The following is a 17350-nucleotide window of genomic DNA, read 5'->3' on the forward strand; positions in this document are numbered from 1 at the left end:
TAGGTGCGCTTAGTCGACGCCCTGGCTAGCGCGCAGTGCATCCAGTCGACGAATCTGCTCCTCTGCCATGGCCTGGCCAATGGCGGGCCCTTCAAGATCGGGGAATTGCGAGGCGTTCACTGTTAGCGCGATGTCCCGGGCCTCGCGCAAGTAACTCGCCTGGGGATAGGGGCGGTCTTCCAGTCCCGTTCTCCCGCGGGCATCGGCCTCGCAGGCGAGCAGAAAGTTTTCCCACCGCTGGGGCTGACGCAGCCCGCCGGTTTCCTTGAGCAGCTTGAGCAACGTCTTGCCCCGCAATTCCAACGCGCGATGGCTGTGCAGGTGGTATTCGCACACAGCCAGGGCCAAATCCCGGTACTGATTGGGGGCCTTGAGCCGTTTGCACGCCTTGCGCACGAGTTTGACGCCGCGTTTCTCATGGGCGAGATGGCGCGGCCATTCGGCCTCCGGCGTGGTGCCCTTATCCAGATCGTGCATCAGTACCGCAAAGCGCACGACTTTGCTGCCGCCCAGGACAACGGCCTGCTGTAGCGACAGCAGCGTATGGATACCGGAGTCGATTTCCGGATGATGCTCCGGCGTCTGGGGTACGCCGAACAAGGCCTCGAGTTCAGGGATGAGGTGTTGTAGTGCCCCGCACTCACGTAAGACCTCGATGAACACCTGGGGATTGCGTTCTCCCATTGCCTTGTCCAGCTCCACCCAAATGCGCTCTTTGCTCAGGTGGGCCAATTCGCCTGCGGCAACAATGTCTGCCATAAGCGCCATGGTTTCCGGTGCCACTGTAAAACCCAGGTGATGGAAGCGGGCCGCAAAGCGTGCTGTGCGCAAGACCCGCAGCGGGTCTTCCACAAAGGCATCTGAAACGTGCCGGAGCAGCCTGGCTTCCAGGTCCTGCTGGCCGCCATAGGGGTCGATAATGTGGCCCTGGTCATCCTGCGCCATGGCATTCACCGTCAGATCCCGGCGCAGCAGGTCTTCTTCCAGGGTGACTTCGGGTGCGCAATACACATCGAAGCCATGGTAGCCGTGGCCGGCCTTGCGCTCGGTGCGTGCCAGGGCGTGCTCGTCTTTGGTCTGGGGGTGGAGGAAAACGGGGAAGTCTCTGCCTACCTGCTGGTAGCCGAGGTCGAGCATTTGTTGGGGGGTGGCGCCGACAACGACCCAGTCCTGCTCTATTATCGGGTAGTTCAGGAGTTGGTCGCGCACGGCGCCGCCGACGAGATAGGTATCCATGTCAGTGTACTGGCTGGCCGTCTTTGCAGCGGCAGTGGGTCCAGGCCCCGGTGTCCAGGCAATACAAGGAAAGCGAGCCCCCCCATATGCAGCCGGTGTCCAGCCCAATGGCATTGGGCGTACTGGTGCGTCCCTCGAGTGCTGCCCAATGGCCAAACAGAATGGGATCGTCGGCAGCTTTGCGATGCTTGTGGGCAAACCATGCGTCGACCTTCTTGCTGCCCTTGGGGGCTTCTGCGCCCTTGCTCTCCAGGTCCAGTTTCCCTTTGCGGGTGCAAAAACGCATGCGCGTCAGATAATTGGTGATGACGCGCAGCCGCTCCATGCCTTCCAGGTCGCCTGACCAGATCGCGGGTTCATCACCATACATCGCTTTAAAGAACGCGATGCAGTCTGGCCCGCGCAGCACGGACTCTACCTCGCGAGCGCGTTTCAGGGCCTTTTTGATCGACCACTGGGGCGGGATGCCGGCGTGCACGAGGGTGTAGCCGTGTTCGTGGTGAATCAATCGCTGATGGAGGAGCCAGTTCAGCAGTGGCTCACGATCGGGTGCTTCGAGAATGGCGTCCAGGGTATCGGAGCGCGAGGGTCGACGGGCGCCACTGGCCACCGCCAGCAGATGGAGGTCGTGGTTGCCCAGCACCATCACCAGGCTGTCGCGCATGTCGTAAAGGAAGCGCATTGTACCCAGGCAATCGGGACCGCGATTGACGATGTCGCCGGCGGACCAAAGCACATCTACCTCGGGGTCGAATTTCACCGTCTGCAGCAGGCACTTCAGAGGCTCGAGGCAGCCCTGTATATCGCCCACGACATAGGTGGCCATGTCAGTTCAGCGCCGTGGGCGTGTGCAGGGTAAACGCAGGAATGGGCACTTCGAAGGTCGGCAGATCTTCCGGGGGAACTTCCATGGGGTCGCGTACGACCATAAAGTAGCTCCCCTCCATAAAGCCGACCGGCGTCTCCAGACTGGCCCCGCTGGTGTAGCGGAAGGAATCGCCCGGTGGAATTACCGGCTGTTCGCCCACCACGCCTTCGCCTCTCACCTCCTGAACCTCGTTGTTGGCATCGGTGATGACCCAGTGACGCGACAGCAACTGCACCGGGCTGTCACTCGCATTGCTGATTGTAATGGTATAGGCGAACGTGTAGTGATCTTCGTCCGGGCTGGAATGGCTGGGCAGATAGGTGGTGACCACGTTAATCCCGATCAGGGATGTCTTGAACGGTGCGTTAGGCATTGAGCCCCCTGGTAATGTCTACAAACTGATCGAGTTCCAGCGTTTCCGCCCGGGCGCCCGGATCGATGCCCAGGGATTCCAGCTGCCCGGCGCTGACCAGGCCCTTCAGGTTGTTGCGCAGGGTTTTGCGCCGCTGGGCGAAGGCGGCCTGTACTACCTTGCGCAGCTCGCTTTCGCTGCAGTCCGGCCAGGGCGACTCGCTGCGAGGCGTGAGTCGCACGATTGCCGACTGTACCTTGGGCGGCGGGAAAAAGGACTCTGGCGGCACGTCAAACAGGTGATCTACCTGGCAGTGGTATTGCGCCATGATGCCCAGGCGCCCCCAGTGTTTGCTGCCCGGGGTAGCTGCCAACCGCTGCACGACTTCCAGCTGCAGCATGAAGTGCATGTCCTGAATGATGCTGGCGTTCTCAAGCAGTTTGAAAATTAGTGGCGTGGAGATGTTGTAGGGCAGATTGCCCACCACCCGCAGCCTCTCGCCCTCATCGGTGAGCGCGGCAAAGTCAAATTTCAGGGCATCGGCGCTGTGTAGCTTGAACCCCGAGTAGACGCTGAAAGCGGCTAGCAGGCCAGCCACCAGATCGCGATCCAGTTCCACCACATCCAGCCGGCATCCCGTCGGCGCCAGGGTCTCGGTGAGCGCGCCCTGGCCGGGGCCGATTTCCACAATATGGTCAGCCTCCTGTGGGTTGATAGCGGCGGCTATGCGGCCGATGACGCCTTCGTCGGTCAGGAAATTCTGGCCGAAGCGTTTGCGGGGGCGATGGCTTGAGGGTTGTTTTGACATAGGCGCATTGTACCCGTCGATTGGTTAAATACTACCGACCCGCGGCATTGTGGTGACGAATTCTGTTACACTCCGGCACCATTAGTTGGACCGATCGGGCACTCGAATTCACACCATGACGCTTTACCAGTATTTCAGTCTTATCAATGTGCAGGCACGTATGCTGCTCAAGGCTGATGCCTCCAAGTTCAAGCTCGGTTTCATGTGGTGGTTTCTTGAGCCTCTGATGTGGGTGGGCGTGTTCTACATCGTGTTCAGCCTGATTCTGGATACCGGGCGTAAATCCGGTGATTTTATTTTCTTTCTTGCCTGCGGCAAATTCGCCTTTATCTGGTTTTCTAAGACGGTTATCCAGGCCTCGGGCAGCATCGTGGCCAGCCAGGGCCTGATCGGTAAGGTGAACATGCCCAAGTCACTGTGGCCCATGTCGGGGATTCAGGAGAGTTTGTATCGGCAGTCGTCTGTATATCTGCTGCTACTGGTAATCCTGTTAATAGGCGGCGTATCGCCCAATGCGGGCTGGTTGCTGCTGCTGCCGATTGCGGCGGTGATGTATCTGTTAATCGTAACCTGCGGATTAATCGGCGCGTGCCTTGTCTGTATTGCCCGTGATTTCCAGAAGTTCATCCCCCTGGGTATGACCTTCCTGCTGTTTACCTCCGGTATTTTCTGGGATGTCCGTGACATACCCAACCAGGATAAGGCCGAGATGTTGCTGACGGTCAATCCGCTGGCCTTCCTGCTGCACTGTCATCGTCAGGTGCTGCTCTATAACGAGACACCGGATATGGCGCATCTGCTATCGCTGGCGGCGATCTGCTGTGCTCTGATTGGCCTGACGGTGTTGTATATGCGTCGCTACAGCCAGTACCTGGCGCTGAAGGTGTTGACCTGATGAGTGACGACAACCGCAAGGTCATGCTGGAACTCAAGGACGTGTCCCTGAATTTCCGCACCAGTCGAGGCACCTTCGATCACGGCGTACATCACGTGCTCGACCAGGTGTCATTCAAGCTCTACGAGAACGAGACGCTCGGCATTATTGGGCGCAATGGGGTGGGTAAAACCACGATGTTGCGGATTATGGCGGGAATTCTGGCGCCGACAGCGGGNGAGGTTGACACACGACCGGGCAAGACGGCTTCGCTATTAACCATCGGGCTTGGCCATAAGGTGGATTTGAGTGGTCGAGACAACGCTATGTTGTCTGCCATGCTACAGGGCGCAACGCGAGACGAGGCGCTCGGCTTTCTGGAGCAGATCAAGGAGTTTTCCGAGCTGGGTGACTCCTTCGAGGAACCCGTGAAGACCTATTCTGCGGGCATGAAATCCAGGTTGGGTTTTACCACCGCACTGCTTACTCGTGTTGATATCCTTTTGGTAGATGAAGTGCTGAGTGTCGGTGATGCTGCGTTTCGCCAGAAGGCCGAACAGGCGATGAAAGAGCGAATCAGTGGCGAGCAGACGGTTGTATTTGTGTCCCACTCGGATGCTCAGGTAAAGGCGCTTTGTGATCGGGTGATCTGGATCGATGAAGGGAAGATATGTGGTGAGGGTGAGCCGAAAGTAGTTATCGCTAAATATCGAGCGTCGCTCAAGAAGTAATTTCTCTATTCAATGTCAACGCTGCAATTCTTGACTACTTCCTCGTGGCTTTTGCTGTAGTCTCGCCTTAGCCCGTCCCACACCGCGCTGGCTGTGATCGACAGGAACTTTTTATACTCGAATTTTTCATAGAACCTGAAGGTCATGAAAAAGCTTGGTATCTTCACTAGTAATACCAGTGGATACCATATTCCGGAAGCAATGCGGAATAGTTCTAGCCGGTTTCGGTAGGTGTAATAGACCTTCCACAGTGGGCGGTAAACGTCCTGTTGGTTGACCAAAGTCTCGCAGTCGTGGCGAAATTTCATAGTCGGCACAAACCAGTGGCGTAATCCTGCCTTGCGTGAATCCAGCAAGTAGATGATATCGTCTGCATATATAAACAGCTCGCTGCGAGGTAGCCCAATTTTTCCATCACGAATGTTCGCGACGCGGATGAAGCAACCCACGAACGAAGAGGTATCAACATCCAGAGGTATTTCGCTGTCGTAGGATTCATCGCTGACGTGAAAGCCCATCCGGCCTTTGCGCGCGGTTCCTATAAATTGACCAAAATGCCAGAACGGGTTGTTGCTGGGTCTGTTCATTTCACTGATTCGTTTGCCATCCGGCAGGTAAACGGCTCCGGCCATACTGCCCACATCTGAGGGAATCGATAGTGCGTTGAAAATATCAACTACACCCTCTTCCGGATAGGCGTCGTCATCAAAGCAGACCAGCCAGTCGGCTTTCGGTAACTTCTCGACGACGTAGGCGAAACCTTGGTTGAATCCACCGGCGCCTCCGAGATTGGTTGGGCTGTGAATGATTTTCAGCCTTGTGTCTGAGAGGGAGGCTAACCAGTCTCGGGTGTTGTCGGTAGAGGCGTTGTTGACTACGACGATCTTGTAAAAGGCATTATCCAGGGTGCGGGCTATCGTCTCTTTCAGCTTTTCGAGGCGATTGAATGTGACGATGACAGCAACGAGATTTACAGGATGAGACACGTTAGATTGGCTCTACGAAGAAGGGAGGAATTTTCCTCCCCTGTTCCACCAATGTCAAAAACTCATTGGCAGCCTCGAGGGCCTCGGCGATCGTTACGTCCATGTCGAGATAGCGATAGGTGCCAAGCCTGCCCACAAAAGAAACCCCTTCCTCATCCCGAGCTTTTTGCACGTAATCCCTGAGCATGGCCTCTTCCTGAGTAAGTCGGATAGGGTAGTAGGGGATATCTTTTGGTCCACAGGCGCGGCTGTATTCTTCGAAGCAGATAGTTTTCTCGTGTTTTTCCCAGGGGGAAAAATGCTTGTGTTCGGCGATCCTAGTGTAGGGAACGGACTCGTCACCGTAGTTCATTACCGCACAGCCCTGATAGTCGCCCTCGGCACGAATCTCCTTGAAATCAAGTGTCCGGTAACCGAGGCGCCCCAATTCGTAGTCGAAAAAACCATCTATTGGACCGCTGTAAAACACATGGTGGAACTCTTGGACATGCTCCCGGGTGAATTTGGTCCCGAGTTCTACCGAAATGCCGGGGTGATCGAGTATTTTCTCTACAATGGCGGTATAGCCATCCCGCGGCATCCCTTGATACTTGTGGAAGAAATAGTTGTCATCGTAATTGAAGCGTATTGGCAACCGTTTGAGGATGCTGGCGGGGAGCTGGTTGGGCGAGCAGCCCCACTGCTTCTGGGTGTAGCCCTTGAAGAAAGCCTCGTAGAGGTCTCGACCGACAAAGCGCAGCGCCTGTTCTTCGAAAGTCTGTGGGTCCGCGATGTTGAGATCAGCCTGCCCTTCGATAAATGCCATTGCTTCAGTTGGTGACATTGCCTTGCAAAAAAACTGGTTGATGGTCAGCAAGTTGATGGGTAGAGAGTAGACTTTATTGCCGCTGGTGGTCTTTACCCTATTGGTATATGGCATGAGTTCTGTGAACTGGTGCAGATATTCCCAGACTCGTTCGCTATCGGTGTGGAAGATATGTGGCCCATAGCGATGTACCATCACGCCCGAATCAGGGTCACGCTCTGTATGGCAGTTGCCGGCAACGTGGTCACGGATGTCGAAAACCTTGACTCGATAACCGGCCTCTACAAGACTTCGAGCGATGACTGCGCCGGAAAAACCTGCGCCTACTGCGGCAATATGCTTCATAGGTGTGGTAGTACTCGAGTCAATATGCGTTTTTGTGGATAAAGCCCCTGAACAGGGTGAGGAAGATGATTTTCATGTCCAGCCAGAACGACCAATTGTCTATGTAGTAAAGGTCGTGCTCAACCCTTTTTTGCAAATCGGTATCGCCGCGCCAGCCATTGACTTGGGCCCAGCCGGTGATGCCGGCTTTGACCATGTGTTTTTGCATGTAACTGGGTATTTCGTCCTTGAAGCGTTCAACAAAGACCTTTCGTTCCGGCCGGGGGCCAACGACGGACATGTCACCTTTGATGACATTCCAGAACTGGGGCAGCTCGTCCAGGGAGGTCCTACGCAGCAATCCGCCTACCGCGGTAGCCCGTTTCTCGCCGGCCTTTGCCCAGACTGGACCACTCTGGTTTTCTGCATCAACCGGCATGGTCCGAAATTTGTACATTTCGAACTCGCGACCGTTCCAGCTTAGGCGAGTCTGTTTGTAGAATACCGGGCCGGGGCTACTCATCTTGACAGCGAGTGCAATTAGTAACATCAACGGACTAATTAGCAGCAGAGTCACCAATGAAATAACCTTGTCTTCCAGTTCCTTAATCCAGCGGTTGACGCCGTCCATCGGTGTCACAGAGAGATTTATTACGGACATACCGGCTATGGAGTTAATGGAGTGATTGATAAGTCGGTAGCCGAAAAGGTCTGGCACTAGGCGGATGTCTGCAGTGACATCGCGTAATTTGCCCATAATTTCCTCAATCAGGTCCTCTTCCCGCAATGGCATTGCCAACCAGACTTGGTCAATTTGGTGAGTTGTCACATACTTTATGCCTTCTTCTATGCTGCCGGTTTGGGCTGTTTCGATGGCTTCGCTGGGCATCTTGGAAGAGTAGTATCCGACGATATTGAACCCCGTCTCGGGATTTTCGCGAAGTTTTTGGAGTACTTTTTCGCCCGTTTCACCCTCAGCCAATAAGATGATATGTCGCAAATTTAAACCTTTTGCACGCATTCGACGTAAGACCGCGCGCAGCAGGACACGCTGTGCCATTAGCGTGGAGTATCCAACCACGTACCACATCATTAGCCAGGCCCGTGAGAAGCTCGCAGTTGTCTTTGTGATTACCGCAATGAAAATCAGGACGCCAAACACGATGGTCCAAGCCAATAGTAACCGAGTGAATTCTTGCACCTGGTCTTCGCCGCGCCAGGCACGATAGAGTTCGGTTGCGTTAAAAGTCACCAGCTGCAGTAGCAGTGCAAGAATGACGGAGATCTGATAAAGGAGAAAGCTAGGGGGGGTCGAATCCGCGAAAACAATCCTATAGGCAAGTGCACAGCAAAAGAGTGACAGCAATAGGTCTGACGTACGCATTAGCCACAGAAGCAGGTCTGAATGTTCGCGTAGATAGCCTTTGTGCTGCATATGCAGGATTAGCCTGTATTGTCGTCAAGTGTTGCCTAGGTTACTGTGAGGCGTATTCAGTGGCAATATAATTGAAAATCGCATTGCGAAGGTAACATTGAATTGTGAATCATTGAACAATTCTTATAGCTCCTCGTTGAGATAGCTTCGATCACTAGAGAATCAGTTGAAAGGCGCAACCCGTGTGTAAGTGGACAATTCCACCGAAGGGGCTTTATGGGATCCGATTGCTATTCGATAGGAATTCTGCCCGTATCCCTGCAAAGAGTTCCTGGCGGTTTATTTAGCTCACCAAGCTACCTTCGAGCTTGATATAGCGAGCGGAGCTGGTCGTCAATCCCGAGTTGGCTCAGTATCACCACGGTATCATTATAAGAAGCCACTATTAGAGTAGAGCGTTGGTTGTTCCTTCTAGCACCGCGGTGATCGGGTTTATGTCTTTCTTGTTACTAATTCGGTTCAATGTCAACACCCGAATAGTTAGGCCGCTTGCGGACAGTCATCAATTCAAACAGCGGCAAGTGATTATCTGCAGGGCACTGTTATCTCCGTATTTTCTATTATTTTATACGGGCGTCATCATTGATCGCTGGGACCGCAGTTTTATATATGTTGTGGCTTATCGGAAGTAGGTGGTGCCGTTCAAGTCGCCAGCCTGTAGTTAAACCGTTACGGGTGGTAGCATCTGGGCTTCAATATATAAAAGTCGCTGTTGGTGATAGTGTACAACCTCTGAGTAGCACAACTTAAGCAGCGTCAAATGTTCAGGGTCACGTTAATTCTTTAGGCGATGTCAAATCAGCGAAAACTCATACTGCACCTCGGCTGCCACAAAACTGGCACCTCGGCTATTCAGGGTGCGTTGTATAAGTCGCGAGCTCTCTTGAGCGATCAGGGCTTTACGTTGTTTTGCAAAAATCCTGATGGCACTGAACGAGTCTCAGGCGATGCGTTGACCTGGGTGCGTTTTAGGTTTTGTCCGCACAGGCGGGTTCACGGCCTTGTTAGGCCCGGTTTTGCAGAGGCATTGGCTGCAAGCGAGGGTAATGTGATTGCATCTGCAGAGACTCTCTCTTGGATTTTCGACCCGAAGGAAATTCATCAACTGGCAGAAAACTTATATCAACATTTTGATAGTGTCCGGCTTGTGAGTTACGTTCGGAGGCAGGATGAGCAAGCGGTGTCCCACTACCAACAAGCGGCCAAACACAGCGGATTCATTGCCTCCAGGTATTTTGGCACCGGAACCAGGGCTTTACCTGAGTATGGCGAGCACCTGCAGCATTACCTGAATTATAGCTGTCGCTTGGGCTACTGGGCGGACGCTTTCGGACAATCTAATGTTAGTATCAGAGTTTTCGATCCGAGAAAACTAGTCGGTGCCGACGCTGTAGCCGACTTTTTCGAACTGACCGGGCTGCCTTGGAATGGGAAGTCCGAGAGGAAGAACGAGTCGCGTGGACTTGTATTTACCAAAACAGCCAGGCTGCTTAGCCAAGGTAGGCTTGACTATACTAGCTGGAAAGACCTGATGCAGCATATTCCGGACTCGCAACCCATGCTTCCTTCGCGCAAAAGTGCCCGAGAGTTTTACGAGCACTTCAGAGAGGGAAATCTTTTGCTGAACGAGAAATTCAAGATTTCTAAGGATACAACGCTCTTCACCGAAGACTTCAGTAAGTATCCGGAATCGGATATGGATTGTTGGGATGAAGATAGCGCGAATGCGGCTCTTGAAGGGTTAATCAAGGGTTTTCTATCCGCAAACCCGGTTTCAAGCCCGGATATTGAGGTGATTCGACGTGCTGCAAATGCGATTCAACCGTTAGATCCGAGCTTGAGTTACGATCTGATAAACGTTGCTAATTCCTTGGGCGGGATCCGGCCAGACCTTAAAATTGAAGCCGGTTTTCGCTCTAGAGTTAGGTCTTTCTTGCGCAAGCGTCCTCTTTTTCCATGGGGGCGATAAAATTGACAGGCTTTAGTCTACTTTAGCGGCACTGCTGACTCGCCTTTCGAGGTCAAAGTCTTATTATGGTCCAGTATCCGGTTAAAGCTAAGAAAGTGCGTTTTGAGATAGTGCAATAATGAAAACAGTATTCATTCATATTGGCAACTTCAAAACTGGAAGTTCTGCCATTCAAGAGTATTGTCTCGAGCATCGCGGCGCCCTTTTGTCTGCCGGGTTTGATTACATACTCTCGGGGCGACCCAGTAATCGGAAAAGTCCTAACCATGGTAAAATCCCACTCAGCTTTCTATCTGATCTTGGAGAGCACACTCCAGAATGGTATGTCGATTCCGAGCGCTTTGAATCTGTTGTGCAGCGCGTAAGAGCTGAGATAGAAAACAGCTCGGCTGCGAACATCATATTGTCCTCTGAAGAATTTTACTTCCTCGGCACCCGAAGTCAGGTTGTGAAAGAACGAGCAAAAGAATCCTTTCAAGCGTTGTTTCATGGAATGACAGTTAAGACAATCTTGTTCGTCAGAGAGCCATATGACTTTATTTGCTCTTGGTACAATCAGGCGAATAAAAGTCAGAGTTTGCGTCCCAATCGACGTTTCACGGATTTTTTTTTCATTACCAATGATAAATTGATGCTTCCGCGAGAGACTTCTGATTTTTGGCGTGATTGTTTTGGGTACGACAGTGCCATTATCCTTCCGTATCGAAATGAGCCGCAAGAACATCTGAATATGTTCAAGTGTGCTCTAGGGATGGAGTGTCAGGACTTCAATGCTTCATCACCCTCCCGGGTTAATGTAAGTGGCAATCTTAGAGCGCTAGAGATAAATCGGCTCAACAAAATCAGACTCGTTTGGCCAAGAGAAACTCGCCGAACCTATTTACGCAGCCAGATCTTAACGAGTCGCGAGAATATGGAAAAGCTGCATCGTAAGGTAGATCAGATCAATGAAAGGTATGAGTCTTTCTGTCGAGAGGAGGGGCTCCCAGCTGCCAAGTCGCGATTTACCATGAACGATCTGATTGTTCACGAGGAGCTTGTTAACAGAAACGATGCCATTCTTGATCAGCGATTCTTTCCGTTTCTCGGGCAGGTTTTGAAACTGTTGTCTGTGAAAAGCTATCGGAAGCTCAAAAGAGCATTGTGGTAATGCAAGACCCAAGACGGGAAAATGAATCAGCTTATCGCCGGTTTTTACGGCGAATCTACTACACCAAGCCTGGCCAGTTGCTTTGGCGCGCAATCAGCTCGATAATTTCGCATCCTCGCAGCAGAGTCTTTATCGATAAGGCCCTGTCTTCAGAGTTCGCGCGTGGAAAGCTGCCGCACGGTCAATGTTTGGTGCCCATTATCGAAGCATCCTCTGACCTTGACCGAAGGGCGATTCTCCTGGTTCTACCGTTCCATGGGTCTGATGCGTCGAGCATTTATGTCGACAGTATTTGTAGGCAGTTTGTTGCCCAAGGTTACAAGATCGATACGGTAATCTATGGGCACAATAGCTGGCAGCCTCGGTCCAAGCTATGGGACAACGCCTATTATCTGCGATCCGGCGTAGATGTCACCAAGTTAAGTGAGTCGCTTACGCCGACGAATATTAACAATTTAGATGCTCTATGCGGTTTTGACCTTATCCAGTTTATAGCCTCCCTAGTGCACTTAAAGCGATATGAGCATTGCATAGTTAGTTATGTGTATTTGAGTCGTGTTTTCGAGTATCTGAAACCTGAAACCAGTAAGATATTGGTCAGTCACGATGTTTTTTCCGACAGAAACCAGCGCATTTTCGACAGTATTGGTGACAATACCGCATTTTTCTATTCACTCGATCGGAATCAAGAAAAGAAAGGTTTGGAGCGTGCTGATCTGACTATTGCCATCACCAACGAAGAAGAAACATTCTTTAGGAGTGAATTGGGAATAACTGATACGATCACCTTACCCTATATCCCGCCAGAATCGATTTCCATAAACGAGCTCAAACCTAGAGCGGGCTCACCCCTTATTCTCGGATATTTGGCCTCATCCCATAGACCAAACGTCAACGCAATACGCAATTTCATCGCGCAGATTAGGAAGCGCTGTAATTATAGGCTCATAGTGGCTGGTAGCGTCTGCGGTGATTTGGCCGGTGATCGCTTGCCTCCGGAGGTAACGTTGCTTGGTTTTGTAGACAATGTTGATCAACTGTATGAACAATGTCACATTGTTATTAATCCGGATACTTTGGTCTCTGGTCTCAAAGTCAAGAATGTGGAGGCACTTGCGCACGACAAACCCCTACTGACTACCAGGGCTGCGAGTGCAGGCCTGGATGCGACTTCCATATTTCATTTGTCTCAGGACAGTAAAGCATTGGTTGCACTTGTCGAGAAAATTGCCGAGTGCCCGGAGATGCTTGTTGAGGCACACCGGGATAGCCGAGACCTTTACAAGGCTTACATCAAAAAATTCGAAGGTGTCGATCTCGTTTCGACGATTTCAGGTGTGGTTAATAGAGATGCTCCCGCTTCAACCTGAGGATGCTATCCGAGGATACAATTTACAGTCTTACAACGCTTCGCGAATACTCGCTAGTAGCGGCTTCGACATGACAGCTTCATTTACGGCTTCGCGAAGTGCATCAGACGGCTGAATACGCAGGTGTGGGGGCCAGTCGTCAACCACTTGGATACTCCCAAAAGAAGACTCAGTCGGGCGAATCCCGGTGACTTGTTGGAAAAAATTTTCAAGATAACCTGCTGATTGCTTCCTGGCAATTGAGAAAGTAGTTACGGATATGCCGCGTTCTATTATGGCGTCGAAGCCCTCCTGGCTCTTTGCGTACTCTTGTTGAATATAATTGGCAAAATTCTCTGCCTTTTCTTTTGTGCTGTCGCCCACTAACCCTCCGCACCAAGGCATGGACAAAATAGATTGTGCCACCTCAAGAGGGTCCCTAAGACATTGGACTACACTGATTTCACACCCTGCGAAGTCGTCAATGAGTTCTGGCAGATATTGTTCGATGCCTGGAGTTTTGTTCCCTACGATTTGGCACTCTTCGACTTTATTCCGACTACCTGAGTCCCACAGCGCTAAATGAATTCTACGTCGCCCCTCTAGCAACATGTGATCATTAAGACCTCTCCAAGACTCCCATTCGTGAGCAAATCCTTGGTTATAGTCGCGCCAGAATGTCCAGAACGACGGATGACGGTAAGCATGGCACTCATCCGTAATGTGAACTGCACTGTGCTGATTCAATAGTGACGCCGCAAATGTTGTAGAGCTCCGTGGCATTCCGCCGATAAATACGAAACGCCCAAAGTTCGACATTACTAACACTCCTTCAGGGCTACAAGTGTCCAGATACCTATGTACATCTTGTATTCGCGGTCGATTCTGTAATGAAGACTTGAAAGGTATTCTTTGCAACTTGCTGCTGTTGCATCGGTCACTTCCACGACGATGACGGGGCTGTCTCGTTGAATCAACTTCTTCGCGCTTTTAAGCACATCTAACTCCATTCCCTCAACATCGACTTTGATTAGACCGACGATATCTCTTATGGGAATTCTATCGATACTTATGCTCGGAGATCCTTGCCCTTCTCGCGGTGAGTATGCGACGCCTCCAAGATTGCCCTCTGGATTATGTGAAATCTCATACTCAAGATCGAGATGGCTGACAACCCGTCCCAGGTACGCGAGGTTAATATTCGTCAGCCGGTTGAGTCTGCAATTCTCGATCAATGTTTGGTATGCAGCCGGGTTTGGCTCGAATGGGATCACCTCCTTCGCTCCATAATATTTTGCGTAGAATACTGTGTGGTTGCCGACGTTTGCACCAATATCGAGTATAAGCGTATCTTTGGGGACGAAATCTTGAGTATATTTGAGCAGAGATTCTTCGTAGAACCTTCCTGATCCGTGATAGCCCCCCTGAATGGCGTCTTCCGAATCGCAAACCATAAAAATTGAGCCATCACCCTCGAAATTCACTACTGAGCAATAAGGTGTGCGTCCTCCAGGAATTGCATTGAATGGCCGGACCGTTCCAATGTTGAACTCTCTATCTCCAGCGCATGCGACCAATCGGAGCCCTTCCTCCGCGATTTCTTCAACTTGCAGTGTAAGAAGAAAACCAGACTTGGAAGCGCCGGGCTCATCAGGGAATTGAGTTGCCATAAAGTCCGTTTCTAAATTTACTTCCGCACTCGAGACAATGCCTTTTTCAGCATTGACTAGTGATATTCTCTGAATAATATCCTTTCTAAAGACGGCATAGCCTTTTATAGAAATTATTCCGGCTTCTGACGCAAGGTAATTTCGCTCGTCTACGAACAAAGACAGGAACTCTGCTGGCTTTACGATATCGACTAGCAGGCCTTGTTCAGGTTTAGCAATCATTGGATAAGGTTTGACCATTTTGACTCGTAAGACTCCTTCGAAATTTGAACCTTGAGCTTCCTCGAAGTCTCTAATCGCTGCTCATAAACCTCGGGGTCCGATAAAAGCGCTACAATATCTGCTGCCATGTAATCAGATTCTGCAACAGACTTGCCTCTGACATTCCATAGGCCATCAAGATCGAAGCCTCGCATAGCGAACTCAGTAGCGGCAAAACACAGCTCTTTAGATATTACTGTATGCGTCTTGATCGGTATGCCCGCGCCATCAATATCTGGAAGTATATTGATCAGAGCAAAGTCATAGATATTGGCTAGGCTATGCAGATAGCCGACTCTATGTATTCTTTTGTTTAACTCCGAAGATATATCCAGTTTAGATCCAATCGACCCTACCACTAGTAGAGAGGTATTTTCAGTCTGACGGAAGACCTCTTCAATAAACCAATTTAGTGAGTTTACATTTGCCGGATGTCCGTCTCCTACAAAAATGAGGTCGTATTGTTCCTTCAAATCAGGGGATAAAGCAGTCTTATCATGTGATTCACTTTTAATGAGGCGATGGAGTGTTTCGTAGCTGGTATCTTCCGAACTTTCGTTGATATAGGGCGAAATAAAGACTGATTCGGTCGATACTAGTTTCTTGAAAAAGCAATGCTCCGCGTGGTTAAGGTTTACCAGAACGTCAAACCTCTCCAGAAGTTGAAGTTCAGATATCAATGACTGCTGATAGCTGACTTGGTTACCTAGTTCGATCTTCTCTTGTCTAGCTTGGACATCATGTGTCTCGATAATACGCCTATTTGGGGTAAACAGCTTTTCCATCATGAGCGTATTATAAATATGATTTGTGATCTCAATCTCAACTTGATTCTGTTTAAAAAACCTCGCGAGCGGTTTGTCGATCTTACCCCAAGCCCGCTTGATCGTTCGCTGCTTCAAACTACTTTCACGCCGACGTTGTAAAAGATAGCTTAAAAGGTCGTATAGGTTCGGTGATTTTGGAATTACACGAGCGATTGAGGCACCTACATACTTTCTGTTACTCCTAAGAACCTCCGCTTTCCAACGGGATAACTTACTGTCATCCAAGAAAGGGATACCACTATTGATAAATAATTCAATAACGAAATAGTCGTTATCCAGAGTAGACTGAAGCTGGGCTTCAAAGATGGAAGTACTTCCACATCTGAGCCAGGACGGTTTACTTTGTACTGCTATAGGCTTGTTCTTGAAGTGAGTCCAACCATCTGCGCACTCAAGGTGCTCGAAAACTGTTCTATTCGAATTTTCATTATAAAAATCTGAGCAATCGTAAGATGAATTTACTATTTGAGCTGTTGCTTTTGCGGCAGTCTCTACATTCTCAAAGGTGCCAATGGGATCCTTAATGTGAACTGCATCTGCGATCCTCTTCCAGCATAAGCATGGGGTACCAACAAGCGCCGCCTCGTTCAGGATCCCTGAAATTCGATTAATATACTCTTCGCCATAAGGAATGAATATGACATCGGCATCAGCAATAAGCGTTATATATTCTACGTAGCTCGGTAAAGTTTCGTAATACGTCACAAAGGAATACTCCGCGAGCTTCGGGCCTAACTGAAGGAGAACGCTTTTGTGAACCATCAAACAAAGCTCTGGAATTCCCAGAGAATCTAGGTGGTGCGCATAATCGAGAACGGACGAAAAATTCTTGTCGCCGCGATATGCTCCAGGAACAAAAACCAACTTCGTTCCTGACTGTGCTCCTTTCTTTCGGTCGACATTAGCTAATATGGCTTTATCGTTGACATCGGCAACGACTTCCGTCCTTGCTCCATACTCTATGTCAGCAACACGCTGTAAGTTGCTGCTTGTGACCAGTATTTTGCTTTTAAGAAAGGGTAGATTCTCCTGCACTCGCTGATAAAACTTTCGCAGTGGAAACTGGTTGTAATGTGAATAATAGGTTCTGGCATCATCATGGACCACGAACAATGCATGAGCTTCGTACGGCTTTTTCTCGGTCAGAACAAGCAATTCCATCATAGAGTCGAACTGAGGCCACAGCATAGTTTGAAAAACTACGAGGTCGTGTTCAGTCAGACTGAGTGGCTCGAGAATTTTGTGAAGGCTCGAAGCGAAATCGTCATCGAATTTGGTGTGCCTGCGGAATAAGCTGCCCAAAAACTCTGATAGCGAAATCGTGAGCTTCGATAGCATCAAGCAGGCTCGAAGAACAAACATCGCAGCTTTCGCAGGCCTCGATTTTTGATTAAATTCATCCACGTTTGCTTGGTATATGTGCTCAGCTCGGCGAAGGATTCTATGTTTTAATGAGATTCGCTCCAATTTGGTCGTATCGTATATGTCTTCAACCACGGCTGGTAACAGTTTTACTCCCGTTCCTGCGTCAGATAGATTCTTGGTGCCCGCCGAGAGAAAGATTTCAGATTTCGGATAGTTAGCTGCCAGAGTCCTCACATAGCGATAGCTGTGCCCAAACGTGTCTTTAAGATTTGGGTCTATGATAACTATTCGTTTGTACATCGTTGAAAAATTACTCCTAGGATATTTCGCCGCGATTCCA

At 50.4% G+C, this 17350-nt stretch carries 15 protein-coding genes; 5 read left to right on the top strand and 10 right to left on the bottom strand.

Features of this window, described 5'->3' with window-relative positions; translation table 11 throughout:
- Positions 1 to 9 precede the first annotated feature (9 nt).
- The 4 genes from A3709_RS09850 to rsmA are packed head-to-tail and all read right to left on the bottom strand — an operon-like array spanning position 10 to position 3264.
- Positions 10 to 1236, bottom strand: coding sequence for a multifunctional CCA addition/repair protein (locus tag A3709_RS09850; RefSeq protein WP_066053724.1), 1227 nt, complete (start codon positions 1234 to 1236; stop codon positions 10 to 12).
- A 1-nt stretch (position 1237) separates the two neighbouring features.
- Positions 1238 to 2062 (bottom strand): symmetrical bis(5'-nucleosyl)-tetraphosphatase, encoded by an 825-nt coding sequence (locus A3709_RS09855; RefSeq protein ID WP_066053728.1) that lies wholly within the window; start codon positions 2060 to 2062, stop codon positions 1238 to 1240.
- Position 2063: 1 nt separating this feature from the next.
- A complete protein-coding gene (apaG, locus tag A3709_RS09860; RefSeq protein ID WP_066053731.1) occupies positions 2064 to 2477 on the bottom strand; it encodes a Co2+/Mg2+ efflux protein ApaG in 414 nt (137 codons plus the stop codon).
- The gene (gene rsmA / locus A3709_RS09865) at positions 2470 to 3264 is read right to left on the bottom strand and encodes a 16S rRNA (adenine(1518)-N(6)/adenine(1519)-N(6))-dimethyltransferase RsmA (protein WP_066053733.1); all 795 of its coding nucleotides are present in this window, start codon (positions 3262 to 3264) and stop codon (positions 2470 to 2472) included. The genes apaG and rsmA overlap by 8 nt, the downstream gene beginning before the upstream one ends.
- 115 nt (positions 3265 to 3379) lie before the next feature.
- Here rsmA and A3709_RS09870 point away from each other — a divergent pair, with 115 nt between their 5' ends.
- Together A3709_RS09870 and A3709_RS09875 are read left to right on the top strand one after the other, a co-directional pair.
- A complete protein-coding gene (locus A3709_RS09870) occupies positions 3380 to 4159 on the top strand; it encodes an ABC transporter permease (protein WP_066053735.1) in 780 nt (259 codons plus the stop codon).
- Entirely contained in the window at positions 4159 to 4869 is a 711-nt protein-coding gene (locus A3709_RS09875; protein WP_066053738.1) for an ABC transporter ATP-binding protein, read from the top strand. The genes A3709_RS09870 and A3709_RS09875 overlap by 1 nt, the downstream gene beginning before the upstream one ends.
- 5 nt (positions 4870 to 4874) lie before the next feature.
- On the opposite strand, the gene A3709_RS09880 is transcribed toward A3709_RS09875, so the two are convergent.
- Genes A3709_RS09880 through A3709_RS09890 form a run of 3 tightly spaced genes read right to left on the bottom strand, consistent with a single transcriptional unit; the run spans position 4875 to position 8419 of the window.
- Positions 4875 to 5855, bottom strand: a complete 981-nt coding sequence (locus A3709_RS09880; RefSeq protein ID WP_066053741.1) for a glycosyltransferase — start codon at positions 5853 to 5855, stop codon at positions 4875 to 4877.
- 1 nt (position 5856) lies between these two features.
- The gene (gene glf / locus A3709_RS09885) at positions 5857 to 7005 is read right to left on the bottom strand and encodes a UDP-galactopyranose mutase (protein WP_066053745.1); all 1149 of its coding nucleotides are present in this window, start codon (positions 7003 to 7005) and stop codon (positions 5857 to 5859) included.
- A gap of 19 nt (positions 7006 to 7024) precedes the next feature.
- A complete protein-coding gene (locus tag A3709_RS09890; RefSeq protein ID WP_066053748.1) occupies positions 7025 to 8419 on the bottom strand; it encodes an undecaprenyl-phosphate glucose phosphotransferase in 1395 nt (464 codons plus the stop codon).
- A gap of 883 nt (positions 8420 to 9302) precedes the next feature.
- Between A3709_RS09890 and A3709_RS09895 the strand changes: the two genes are divergently transcribed.
- The 3 genes from A3709_RS09895 (at position 9303) to A3709_RS09905 (ending at position 12908) form a co-directional block, all read left to right on the top strand.
- Positions 9303 to 10388, top strand: coding sequence for a hypothetical protein (locus tag A3709_RS09895; RefSeq protein ID WP_156507652.1), 1086 nt, complete (start codon positions 9303 to 9305; stop codon positions 10386 to 10388).
- A 118-nt stretch (positions 10389 to 10506) separates the two neighbouring features.
- Complete coding sequence (locus A3709_RS09900) at positions 10507 to 11538, top strand: hypothetical protein (RefSeq protein ID WP_066053754.1); 1032 nt, start codon at positions 10507 to 10509, stop codon at positions 11536 to 11538.
- Complete coding sequence (locus A3709_RS09905) at positions 11538 to 12908, top strand: glycosyltransferase family 4 protein (protein WP_066053755.1); 1371 nt, start codon at positions 11538 to 11540, stop codon at positions 12906 to 12908. Before A3709_RS09900 ends, A3709_RS09905 begins: the two co-directional genes overlap by 1 nt.
- 30 nt (positions 12909 to 12938) lie before the next feature.
- Here A3709_RS09905 and A3709_RS09910 read toward each other — a convergent pair whose 3' ends face one another.
- The 3 genes from A3709_RS09910 to A3709_RS09920 are packed head-to-tail and all read right to left on the bottom strand — an operon-like array spanning position 12939 to position 17310.
- Positions 12939 to 13706: a sulfotransferase gene (locus A3709_RS09910; protein ID WP_066053758.1), complete on the bottom strand. Its 768-nt coding sequence runs from the start codon at positions 13704 to 13706 to the stop codon at positions 12939 to 12941.
- A gap of 2 nt (positions 13707 to 13708) precedes the next feature.
- Complete coding sequence (locus tag A3709_RS09915) at positions 13709 to 14797, bottom strand: FkbM family methyltransferase (RefSeq protein WP_082850038.1); 1089 nt, start codon at positions 14795 to 14797, stop codon at positions 13709 to 13711.
- Positions 14776 to 17310: a glycosyltransferase gene (locus A3709_RS09920; RefSeq protein WP_066053763.1), complete on the bottom strand. Its 2535-nt coding sequence runs from the start codon at positions 17308 to 17310 to the stop codon at positions 14776 to 14778. The genes A3709_RS09915 and A3709_RS09920 overlap by 22 nt, the downstream gene beginning before the upstream one ends.
- Positions 17311 to 17350: the final 40 nt, after the last annotated feature.

This window comes from Halioglobus sp. HI00S01, assembly GCF_001635445.1.
GTDB lineage: Bacteria > Pseudomonadota > Gammaproteobacteria > Pseudomonadales > Halieaceae > Halioglobus > Halioglobus japonicus.

What these genes read in the sequence shown, in the direction of transcription:
- A3709_RS09905 (WP_066053755.1), top strand. Translation starts at nt 11,538, where the DNA reads ATGCAAGACCCAAGACGGGAAAATGAATCAGCTTATCGCCGGTTTTTA.
- A3709_RS09915 (WP_082850038.1), bottom strand. Translation starts at nt 14,797, where the DNA reads ATGGTCAAACCTTATCCAATGATTGCTAAACCTGAACAAGGCCTGCTA.
- A3709_RS09890 (WP_066053748.1), bottom strand. Translation starts at nt 8,419, where the DNA reads ATGCAGCACAAAGGCTATCTACGCGAACATTCAGACCTGCTTCTGTGG.
- A3709_RS09920 (WP_066053763.1), bottom strand. Translation starts at nt 17,310, where the DNA reads ATGTACAAACGAATAGTTATCATAGACCCAAATCTTAAAGACACGTTT.
- A3709_RS09855 (WP_066053728.1), bottom strand. Translation starts at nt 2,062, where the DNA reads ATGGCCACCTATGTCGTGGGCGATATACAGGGCTGCCTCGAGCCTCTG.
- A3709_RS09900 (WP_066053754.1), top strand. Translation starts at nt 10,507, where the DNA reads ATGAAAACAGTATTCATTCATATTGGCAACTTCAAAACTGGAAGTTCT.
- apaG (WP_066053731.1), bottom strand. Translation starts at nt 2,477, where the DNA reads ATGCCTAACGCACCGTTCAAGACATCCCTGATCGGGATTAACGTGGTC.
- rsmA (WP_066053733.1), bottom strand. Translation starts at nt 3,264, where the DNA reads ATGTCAAAACAACCCTCAAGCCATCGCCCCCGCAAACGCTTCGGCCAG.
- A3709_RS09910 (WP_066053758.1), bottom strand. Translation starts at nt 13,706, where the DNA reads ATGTCGAACTTTGGGCGTTTCGTATTTATCGGCGGAATGCCACGGAGC.
- A3709_RS09870 (WP_066053735.1), top strand. Translation starts at nt 3,380, where the DNA reads ATGACGCTTTACCAGTATTTCAGTCTTATCAATGTGCAGGCACGTATG.
- glf (WP_066053745.1), bottom strand. Translation starts at nt 7,005, where the DNA reads ATGAAGCATATTGCCGCAGTAGGCGCAGGTTTTTCCGGCGCAGTCATC.
- A3709_RS09850 (WP_066053724.1), bottom strand. Translation starts at nt 1,236, where the DNA reads ATGGATACCTATCTCGTCGGCGGCGCCGTGCGCGACCAACTCCTGAAC.